7 protein-coding genes are annotated in these 6,445 nt (G+C 70.3%); 6 read left to right on the plus strand and 1 reads right to left on the minus strand.

The features are described from left to right. The first annotated feature begins 4 nt into the window (after positions 1-4). The 6 genes from AB0B64_RS05595 (at position 5) to AB0B64_RS05620 (ending at position 5,087) form a co-directional block, all read left to right on the plus strand. A complete protein-coding gene (locus AB0B64_RS05595; protein ID WP_357940512.1) occupies positions 5-973 on the plus strand; it encodes an NmrA/HSCARG family protein in 969 nt (322 codons plus the stop codon). Between the two features lie 143 nt (positions 974-1,116). Beyond that, positions 1,117-1,551, plus strand: a complete 435-nt coding sequence (locus tag AB0B64_RS05600) for a cupin domain-containing protein (RefSeq protein ID WP_357940514.1) — start codon at positions 1,117-1,119, stop codon at positions 1,549-1,551. Positions 1,552-1,974: 423 nt separating this feature from the next. Continuing rightward, positions 1,975-2,445: a carboxymuconolactone decarboxylase family protein gene (locus tag AB0B64_RS05605; RefSeq protein ID WP_358174934.1), complete on the plus strand. Its 471-nt coding sequence runs from the start codon at positions 1,975-1,977 to the stop codon at positions 2,443-2,445. A gap of 67 nt (positions 2,446-2,512) precedes the next feature. Continuing rightward, complete coding sequence (locus tag AB0B64_RS05610) at positions 2,513-2,989, plus strand: alpha/beta fold hydrolase (protein WP_357940518.1); 477 nt, start codon at positions 2,513-2,515, stop codon at positions 2,987-2,989. Continuing rightward, positions 2,986-4,518 carry an MFS transporter gene (locus tag AB0B64_RS05615; protein ID WP_357940520.1) on the plus strand — a complete coding sequence of 511 codons (1,533 nt, stop codon included), beginning with the start codon at positions 2,986-2,988 and terminating at the stop codon, positions 4,516-4,518. Before AB0B64_RS05610 ends, AB0B64_RS05615 begins: the two co-directional genes overlap by 4 nt. Positions 4,519-4,592: 74 nt before the next feature. Continuing rightward, a complete protein-coding gene (locus AB0B64_RS05620; protein ID WP_357940522.1) occupies positions 4,593-5,087 on the plus strand; it encodes a cupin domain-containing protein in 495 nt (164 codons plus the stop codon). Positions 5,088-5,168: 81 nt separating this feature from the next. Here the strand turns inward: AB0B64_RS05620 and AB0B64_RS05625 are convergent, their stop codons facing one another. After that, positions 5,169-6,386, minus strand: a complete 1,218-nt coding sequence (locus AB0B64_RS05625) for a sigma-70 family RNA polymerase sigma factor (protein ID WP_358175952.1) — start codon at positions 6,384-6,386, stop codon at positions 5,169-5,171. Positions 6,387-6,445 lie beyond the last annotated feature (59 nt).

A 6,445-nucleotide genomic window follows, 5' to 3' on the forward strand; every position in this document is an offset into this window, starting at 1 on the left:
CTCTATGAGCGAGCAGCAGATCATCGCCGTGGTGGGCGCGACCGGAGCGCAAGGGGGCGGGCTGGTCCGCGCGATCCTCGACGACCGCAGTGGGCGGTTCGCCGCGCGAGCCCTGACCCGGGACCCGGGTTCGGCGCGGGCCAGGGAGCTGGCCGCGCTCGGGGCCGAGGTCGTCGGGGCCGATCTCGACGACGCGGGCAGCCTGCGCAAGGCGTTCGACGGCGCCCACGGCGCCTTCGTGGTGACCAACTTCTGGGAGCCTCGCACGCCCGAGGAGGAGCGGGCGCGGCCCGCGACCATCAAGGAGCGGGAGCAAGCCGGCAACGCGGCGCGGGCGGGGCAGGAGACCGGCGTACGGCATTTCGTCTGGTCCACGCTGTCCGACACCCGCGGCTACTTCCGGCCGGGCGACGGGACGCCGAGCTTCGAGGGCTCGTACAAGGTGCCACACGCCGACGGCAAGGCCGAGGCCGACCGGTTCTTCCTGGAGTCGGGCGTGCCCACCACCTTCCTGCAGGCGAACGTCTACTACGAGGCGTTCCGGGACATGTTCGCGCCCCGGCGTGACGAGACGGGCGCGCTGGTGCTGCCGCTCGGGTTCGGCGAGGCGCGGGTGGCCGCGCAAGCTGCGGAGGACGTCGGCAGGACCGCGCTGGGGATCTTCCGCCACGGGATCGGGATGGCCGGCAGGCGGGTGAGCGTCGCCGGGTCCGTGCTCACCGGCGAGCAGTACGCCGCCGCGCTGAGCCTGGCGCTCGGCGAGCCCGTCACCTACCAGGCGGTCAGCCCCGACATGATCCGGGCCGCGGGGTTCCCGGGCGCGGGCGAGGTCGGCAACATGCTCCAGTACCTGATCGCGGCCGCCCCGGACATCGCCGAGCTCATCGACTTCGAGCTGCTGCGCAAGCTCAACCCGAGGCTGCAGTCGATCGACACGTGGCTGGCCGCCCACCGCGACACCATCCCGCGCTGACCGGCACCCGTCCCTCCCCGCGCGTGGTCGCCCCCGGGTAACGTCGCGGAGCCGTGTCACAAGATCGGGAGCTGCCCTGTCTACAGGGACGAACCGGCGGTCGCCCCCCAAGCGCACGGCGGCCACGCCCCAGAAGGGACGAGATGAACAAGCTCCATCGCATGGGACTCGCGGCGACCGCCGCCGCCACGAGCCTCGCCCTGCTTCCCGGTACGGCGAACGCCACCCCGAGCAGCGGCGTCAGCGCCACGGTCCTCTTCCAGAAGACAGGGGGTGAGCAGGACTACATCCTGCGCGAGATCACGGTCGAGCCGGGCGGCAGCACCGGCTGGCACTACCACGACGGCACCCTCTACGGCGTCATCCGCAAGGGAACGCTCAGCCACTTCGACTCCACCTGCGAGTCCGACGGCGTGTACCAGGCCGGGCAGACCATCGTCGAGCCCAGCGGCTCCGACCACGTCCACATCGGCCAGAACCGGGGCGACAAGCCCGTCGTCATGGAAGTGCTGTACGTGATCCCGCACGGCGCGCCGCTCTCGGTGGACGCGCCGAACCCGGGGTGCGACTTCCAGTAGGAAACCACCCCGCACCAGCCCTGACGGAGTGACGCCAGCCACTCCGCCGAGGAGGCCAGAGCATCACTCCAAGTGTTGAAATGATCACCAATCGTAAGTGGAAGTCCAGAACGATCCAGCGCGCGTGCCCCACGACACGGGAAGAACCGCGCTGGCCGCGGTGGGGCAAGACCAGCACGATGAAGCATCGGCGCTGCTGAGGGCGGCTGCTTATCGACCTGGACGGCCGCGGTCGCCGGGCCGAGGGCCTTCGCCCACGCGTTCGATGCCAGCAGCTGCACACGTCGGTGGTTCTCGAGGTCGGGGCCGCAAACACAGGTTGTCTTCACACGTGTTCCGTGCCGGCGTACGCGCGGGTTGTCACAGATTCGGGAGGCTCCCGGTCATTAGGTGGTAACTATTCCGTACCCAGGGAGATCCGTCATGGAAGCGCGTATCGACTACTTCGGCAACGCCCTCGCCGGCAAGGTCATGAAGCACCTCAGCTCGACCGGCGCGGCGGTGCGGACGGCCCTCCCGGTCGCTACTCAGGAGCTGGTGAAGATCCGTGCCAGCCAGATCAACGGCTGCGGTTTCTGCACCGACATGCACACCAAGGACGCCCTCGCCGCGGGTGAGGAACAGCAGCGTCTGAACCTGGTGGCCGTGTGGCGCGAGGCCACGATCTTCACTGACGCGGAGCGCGCGGCGCTGGAGCTGACCGAGCAGGGCACGCGCATCGCGGACGGCGCGGGCGGCGTGTCGGACAAGGCATGGGCGAACGCCGCGAAGCACTACGACGATGACCAGCTCGCCGCTCTCATCTCGCTGATCGCCGTCATCAACGCCTACAACCGCATCAACGTCATCAACCGGCAGCCCGCCGGCGACTACACACCGGGCATGTTCGGCTGAGTCGGCCGCTCCGACCCGCCCGGACACATACCGTCCGTCCCACGGGCAACAGAATCCAGAGGCTCGCATGTCCGAACACCACACACTTGCGCCGCTCCGCCGGATCCGCACCGACGTACTCGAAGTTGCCTACTACGAGACGGGCTCTGCGGCGAACGACACCGTGCTGCTCCTGCACGGTTTTCCCTACGACATCCACAGCTACGTGGCCGTGGCCCCGCTGCTCGCGGAGAGCGGGTTCCGGGTCGTCGTCCCCTATCTGCGGGGCCACGGGCCCACGAGGTTTCTTTCCGATTCGACTCCGCGCTCGGGTCAGCAGGCCGCCCTGGGCGTGGCCGACGGCAACTTTCCGGCCACGGACGGTTCTCCGACCACCCATCACTTCACCGGCCTCCGGCTCCACCGCACAGTGGCGGGGGCCGGCCACAACCTTCCGCAGGAGCGTCCCGCGGCATTCGCGACGGCCGTTCGTGACGTGCGCGAACTGCGGCGGGAGAACACCGGCCGCGAGCGCTTCGTCGGACGACGCCAGGACACACCATGACTCACTCCCCCGCCACAGACGGCGCCGCCTCCCTCCGCGTCAGCAGTGCCCGTGGCCGGTGGACCCTGCTGGCCACCGTGCTGGGGTCCAGTGTCGTACTGCTCGGATCGACCGTCACCAACGTCGCGCTGCCGCATATCGGCGACGACTTCGGAGCTGACCTCGCCGTCCTCCAGTGGACGGTGAACGCCTACATGCTGACCCTGGCGGGCCTCATCCTGCTGGGCGGGTCCCTGGGCGACCGTTTCGGGCGGCGGCGCATCTTCGTCGTGGGCATCGTGTGGTTCGCGGCGGCCTCCCTGCTGTGTGGCCTGGCTCCGGACGCCACCACGCTGATCGCTGCCCGGGCCCTGCAGGGCGTCGGCGGCGCACTGCTCACCCCCGGCTCACTGGCGATCATCGAGGCATCCTTTCACCCGGACGACCGGCCGCGCGCGATCGGCCTGTGGTCGGGCTTCGGCGGTATCGGCGCGGCCCTCGGGCCGTTCTTGGGCGGGTGGTTGGTGGACGGCCCCGGCTGGCGTTGGACCTTCCTGCTGAGCATCGTCCCGGCGCTGCTGTGTGTGCCCGTCGCGCTGCGCCATGTCCCCGAGTCCGTGGGCACGCCCCCGGACGCCATCTTCGCGGCTGGCGCGGAGGTCCGACGGCGGCTCGGTTTCGACGTACCCGGCGCCGTCCTGGGCGCCCTGGCGCTCGCTCTGGCCACCTACGCGCTGACCGAGGCGCGCCACGGCGGTCTGGTGGCCGTCATCGCGGCCGTCGGCGGCGTGGTGGCGGGAGCCACCTTCCTCGCCGTGGAACGGCGCAGCGCCGACCCGATGATTCCGCCGGCCATCTTCTCGTCCCGGCAGTTCACCGCCGTCAACCTGATCACCCTGTGCGTCTACGCGGGCACGGGCGGGTTCTTTTTCCTGACCGCTCTGCAACTGCAGATCGTCGTCGGCTACTCGGCGCTGGCAGCCGGTGCGGCGATGCTGCCCAGCACCTTGCTGATGCTGCTGTTCTCCTCCGGCTCCGGGGTGCTCGCCCAGCGCCTGGGGCCGCGGATCCCGCTCACCATCGGCCCGCTGGTGTGCGGGGCGGGCATGCTGATGATGCTGCGGGTCGGGCCGGGCGCGTCCTACCTGACCGACGTTCTCCCCGCCCTGCTGGTGATGGGAGCCGGGATGGTGGTCATGGTCGCTCCGCTGACCGTGACCCTGCTGTCCTCGGTGAGCGCCTCGAACGCCGGGCTGGCCAGCGGCATCAACAACGCTGCGGCCCGGGCGGCCGGGCTAGTGGCTGTGGCGGCACTGCCGCTACTGGTCGGGATGGGACCGGACGCCTACCGTTCGGACGCAGCCTTCGATACGTCGTTCAGCCGGGCCATGCCGCTGTGCGCGGGCCTGATGGCCATCGGTGCGTCGATCGCCTTCGGCATGCTGCAGCAGACCGCCGCGGCCTCGCACCGGCTGCACGGGTGGACCCACAGCTGGCTGATGGACCCGCCGCTGGTGTCCCGCTTCGCCCATCACCAAACCATCGACTGAGACCCGGCGGGGGACTCCCGGCCGTCACACCGGTGGATGCCCACCGGTCCTGCCGTACAGGAAAGGATCAAGACATGTCGAACCCGTACCCGGAGAAGAAGTACTGGGGTGAGGACGGTGAGGTCAGCGCCATCTTCCGTCCGGCCACCGCACCGCCGGACATCGGTGAGAGCGGTAGCGGGAAGGACGCCCTCCACTATCTGGCGACCACCGGCACCACGCGGGGTGAGTTCGGGCTATACCGGGTGGAGATGCGGCCCCGGGCGGGCGGCCCCAAGAAGCATTTCCACAAGCGGATCTCGGAATCGTTCTACATCCTGGACGGCACGGTGCGCGTGTTCGACGGTGTGCGGTGGGTCGACGCCCGCAAGGGAGACTTCCTGCACGTGCCCCAGGGCGGGTTGCATGCCTTCCGGAACGACTCCGACGCTCCGGCCGACATGCTGCTGCTGTTCACCCCGGGAGCCCCGCGCGAGGAGTACTTCGAGCAGGTGTCGCACCTGGCACACGCTTCGGAGGAGGAGCGTGCCACGTTCTTCGACAAGCACGACTCGTACTTTGTGGAGTAGGAGCGGTTGGCGCCCAGCGCCGCGCCGCTGGAGATGAGGAATCCCCGTACCAGGCGCGATCAGTGGTAGAAGGCGCTCGGTTCAGTCTGAGGCCGGATTCACCGCCAGAGCCGCACGGTGCAGGAAGGCGCGTTCGGCCGCGTTGCCGCTGCGGGCGATCGCCGCCTCATACGCCTGTGCCGCCTCCGCCCCACGGCCCAGGCGGTGGAGCAGGTCAGCGCGGATCGCGTGATAGAGGTAGAAGCCGTCCAGGTCGAGGTCGTCGACCAGGGCGAGTGCCGCTGACGGCCCGTTGACCTCGGCCACCGCCACCGCCCGGTTCAACGCGACCACCGGGCTCGGGGCCACGGCGGCGAGCTGGTCGTACAACTGGAGGATCTGCCCCCAATCGGTGGCCTCAGCCGTCGGCGCGTCACTGTGCACCGCGTTGATCGCGGCCTGGATCTGGTACGGCCCGGGCCGGCCACGTCGCAGGCAGGCTCGGACGATGGCCTGGCCTTCCGCGATCAGGGAGGGCTCCCAGTGAGCCCGGTCCTGGTCGGCCAGGAGCACCAGGTCGCCGTCTGGAGTGGTGCGGGCGGCCCGTCGCGACTCGATCAGCAGCATCAGCGCGAGCAATCCGAGGACCTCGGGCTCGTCGGGCATCAGCGCGGCCAGCAGGCGGCCCAGCCGGATCGCCTCGGCGGCGAGGTCCTCGCGGGTCAGCCGCTCGCCGGAGCTCGCGGTGTAGCCTTCGTTGAAGATCAGATACACCACGGCCAGCACGGATCGCAGCCGGGCCGGAAGGTCGGCGTCGGCGGGTACGCGATAGGGGATGCGGGCGTCGCGGATCTTGCCTTTGGCCCGGACCAGGCGCTGGGCCATGGTCGGCTCGGGGACCAGGAAGGCACGGGCGATCTCCGCGGTGGACAGGCCGCCCAGCAGCCGCAGGGTGAGGGCGACCTGGGCGGCGGTGGCCAGCGCGGGGTGGCAGCAGGTGAAGATCAGACGCAGCCGGTCGTCGCGCACGGGACCCTCCTCGGCCGGTTCATCGGGGCTGTGCAGCCGGGCGGCCTCGGCGTACCGCCGGTTGCGGCTCGCCTCGCGGCGCACCCGGTCGATGGCCCGGTTCCGGGCCGTGGTGATGATCCAGCCATCGGGGCTGGGCGGCAGGCCGGTGGACGGCCACCGCTTGACCGCCTCGGCGAAGGCCTCTTGGACCGCTTCCTCGGCGAGATCGATGTCACCGAAGACCCGCACCAGGACCGCCACGGCCCGCCCATACTCCTCCCGGAACACACTCTCGATATCCGGCGTCATCGGGTCCCGCGTGGTCGGGTCCGTCGGCGTCGGGTCGGGCGTGGTCTGGTCGGGCGGTG

The sequence above is a fragment of the Nonomuraea sp. NPDC049129 genome (assembly GCF_040648495.1).
Taxonomy (GTDB): Bacteria; Actinomycetota; Actinomycetes; order Streptosporangiales; family Streptosporangiaceae; genus Nonomuraea.

What these genes read in the sequence shown, in the direction of transcription:
- AB0B64_RS05595 (WP_357940512.1), top strand. Translation starts at nt 5, where the DNA reads ATGAGCGAGCAGCAGATCATCGCCGTGGTGGGCGCGACCGGAGCGCAA.
- AB0B64_RS05600 (WP_357940514.1), top strand. Translation starts at nt 1,117, where the DNA reads ATGAACAAGCTCCATCGCATGGGACTCGCGGCGACCGCCGCCGCCACG.
- AB0B64_RS05605 (WP_358174934.1), top strand. Translation starts at nt 1,975, where the DNA reads ATGGAAGCGCGTATCGACTACTTCGGCAACGCCCTCGCCGGCAAGGTC.
- AB0B64_RS05610 (WP_357940518.1), top strand. Translation starts at nt 2,513, where the DNA reads ATGTCCGAACACCACACACTTGCGCCGCTCCGCCGGATCCGCACCGAC.
- AB0B64_RS05615 (WP_357940520.1), top strand. Translation starts at nt 2,986, where the DNA reads ATGACTCACTCCCCCGCCACAGACGGCGCCGCCTCCCTCCGCGTCAGC.
- AB0B64_RS05620 (WP_357940522.1), top strand. Translation starts at nt 4,593, where the DNA reads ATGTCGAACCCGTACCCGGAGAAGAAGTACTGGGGTGAGGACGGTGAG.
- AB0B64_RS05625 (WP_358175952.1), bottom strand. Translation starts at nt 6,386, where the DNA reads ATGACGCCGGATATCGAGAGTGTGTTCCGGGAGGAGTATGGGCGGGCC.